2 protein-coding genes are annotated in these 2931 nt (G+C 38.1%); both read left to right on the top strand.

Translation table 11 applies throughout. The features are described from left to right. Positions 1-235: hypothetical protein (locus ACO1O5_RS17985; protein WP_486272684.1), on the top strand; the 235-nt coding region annotated here is incomplete at its 5' end. 250 nt (positions 236-485) lie between these two features. Beyond that, positions 486-2690: a caspase family protein gene (locus ACO1O5_RS17980; RefSeq protein ID WP_486272683.1), complete on the top strand. Its 2205-nt coding sequence runs from the start codon at positions 486-488 to the stop codon at positions 2688-2690. The last annotated feature ends 241 nt before the right edge of the window (positions 2691-2931 follow it).

Here is a 2931-nt window from a genome sequence, read left to right as displayed (position 1 = left end):
TGGAGCCAGTTACAGCGATATTGTTATCGACAACTACACCGGATATTCTATTGATATCTATGTGAATGGATCTTTCAGGGGAACCATCGCTCCGTACGATAGAAAAGTAACATGGGCCGTTCCTGGCAATACACGTTTGTATGGAAAGGCCACTTTCGATGATGGTTCTTATCTCTACTGGGGACCTTACACAACTTACACCGGGTATGAATATACCTGGCAATTAACTAACTGATTATCTCCACTACCAGTTACGCCATATTAAAGTAGCCATAAAAGAAAACTGTGTGCTTTTTGCTAAGAATTTATGGCTGCTTTAATTTGATTTTTTGGTAACTTCTGACGGATATTTAAAACCAAAAGACTGGAACTTGAAAACTACAACCAAAAAAAAATTAAATTTATTAACTCTTCAAAATCCCTCTCCTGTCAAAAACTGCATAGAACTTCACCGTGTTCTTAAATAATTAAAAAATTGAATTATCATGAAAACTTCAATTTTATTTATTCTGATTTTGATTTACTCTGTCATAACTAACGCTCAACAAAAAAGGGCGCTTGTTATTGGGATTGATAGTTATAAAGCAACGGATAGATCTCCGTTTCCCGAATTAGATGGATGTAAAAATGATGCCCTGTCTATAAAAATATTGATTAATGCCAAATACAATTTCCCGAATAATAATATAAAAGAACTTTATAACGAACAGGCAACAAGAGATAATATTTTAAAGTCAATAAATGACCTTTTAAAAGAATGCCACAAGGGCGACATCGCCTTTATTTATTATGCCGGTCATGGCAGCCAGGTTAAAAATTCATTGAACAAGGCAGACAATCACCTCGACCAAACTATTGTCCCTGTTGATTATTGGAAAAAAAATATTCCGGATATCAGGAATAAAGAATTAGCTGCGTTGTTCGACAAATTTATTGACAAGGGCGTAATACTAACGTGTATTTTTGATTGTTGTCATAGCGGAACTATTGCCCGTGGAATTCAAAACTCGCCGCCTAAATTCAGGTACATGCCTTCCGGCAACTACGATGCCAGAGATCCTTCCAACCCCGTTTCGCCGGACAGCAGAAAAGACAGTAAGTATCTTATTCTCTCAGCCGTTCAGGCAGATGAATTGGCGCAGGAACAAACAGATGAAAACGGTGTGCCGCACGGCGCTTTCACAATCGCATTACTAACAGCAATAAAACAACAGGACGTTAACGCTTCAGCAAATAATTTGTTTACAGCCATTCATGCAATATTAAGAAGCAACGGAATTATACAAGAGCCGGTAATGGCGGGAGATGTTGAGCGATTGAGCGGAACTTTGTGTGGATTTGCCCAGGGAAGCTTACCTGACAAAATCTTGATTGCAGTCGACAGCGTAGATGATAGCAGGGTGAAGTTGGAAGGCGGCCTGGTAATAGGGTTAAATGAAGGCAATGAGTTGACTAACGTTAACGGGACTACGAAAATAAAAGTCACGACTGTTTTAGGACCCAACCTTTCAGAAGGTGAGATTATTGAAGGTGATAAAAATATTAAACCGGGAGAATTATTTGAAGTTACTAATTGGGTTTCATCCACTGCACCTTTTTTAAAAATATATATCCCCGATTCAAAACTGCCATATCAAAAAGTATTGGAGTATGCTACAACAATTGGTGATGCCAAGAATAGTTTTCATTTAATAAATGATTTTAGAAACAACGACCCGGATATTTCTTTTTATTTTGTTAATGGCAAGTGGCGGTATGTTGACGCTAACAAGGGAGCAATTGAAGTGGATGATTTCTCGGTGAACAATTTAAAAAAGATCGCCGGCAATCAAAAAGTAAATATAAATATTCCACCGCCACAGTCGCTTGCAGATTCTTTAAAATCTCTCTTACGTACTTACAGAAATTTACAGATCGTAAGTAATCCTAACGATGCCCAATATGCGCTGTTTGGCACTCTCGGCAATAGTAATTCCCTTTCGTACGGACTGGTGCGGACACAGCTCTCGGTTACAGACAGTCTTGGAATGATGCCTTTACAAACAAAAACTTTTGAAATTACAACAGATACTATCCATTCGTATAATTATGTAACGGATAGCATTGCTGAATATACCCTTCGGCTTTCAAAAGTGAGAGGTTGGCTTAATATTATACCGCCTGGCGGGGAGGATAAATTTCCTTTCAAACTGGAATTAAAAGCGAGTAACACAAATAAGATTATTGGCAATGAAGGGATAAAGGTTGGCGAACAATTTAATTTGTATATAGTAGGTAAAAAAGATGTTGCTGCAAACTGGGACGGGAAACTCAGGTATGTTTATGTTTTTGATATTGACCAGTCAGGAACTATGACACTTTTATATCCGGCACCCTCAGGTGGAAATACTAATAAATTTCCCAGGCTGGACGAAAATCATTTACCTATTTTAGAAAAAAAACTTGATGCAGGTTTCATCTATTCGGCAGGTGAGCCTGTAGGAACCGATAATTATTATTTCCTTGTTACCGACGAAGCAATTCCTAATTATGAGATTGTTTTTAACCAGGCAGGAGTTAGGGGAAGAGGAATTGAAGGCCCTTTTGGAGGCCTGTTAAACCTGGGGAATGCAAGCACCAGGTCGGTAACTATGACCCAAACACCCGCCAGTTGGTCTTTACAACGTCTTGCAGTGAAGACAACTCATTAAAAATTAAGAGATACAAGGTCGCCCATCATCATTACAGGAGATGACTAAATAGGGTCAACCTGATAATTTGAAACAGTTACCCACATTGGGTTATAAGATATGAACAGTTATAAAAAAGCCCCACAATGGCACAAAAAGTGCACAAAGTGAGGCAGCAAAATAACTGTTCAAATGTACTACAACCCATTATTTTTACAAACACCTTCCATAGTTGAAGAGGTATTTTATCAAAGTGATTTAG

Source organism: Ginsengibacter sp., from assembly GCF_057362405.1.
The sequence above is the reverse complement of the archived record's forward strand: the minus strand, read 5'-3'. Positions and strand labels throughout refer to the sequence as shown.

Coding starts and splice junctions, on each gene's coding strand:
- ACO1O5_RS17980 (WP_486272683.1), top strand. CDS start 486: ATGAAAACTTCAATTTTATTTATTCTGATTTTGATTTACTCTGTCATA.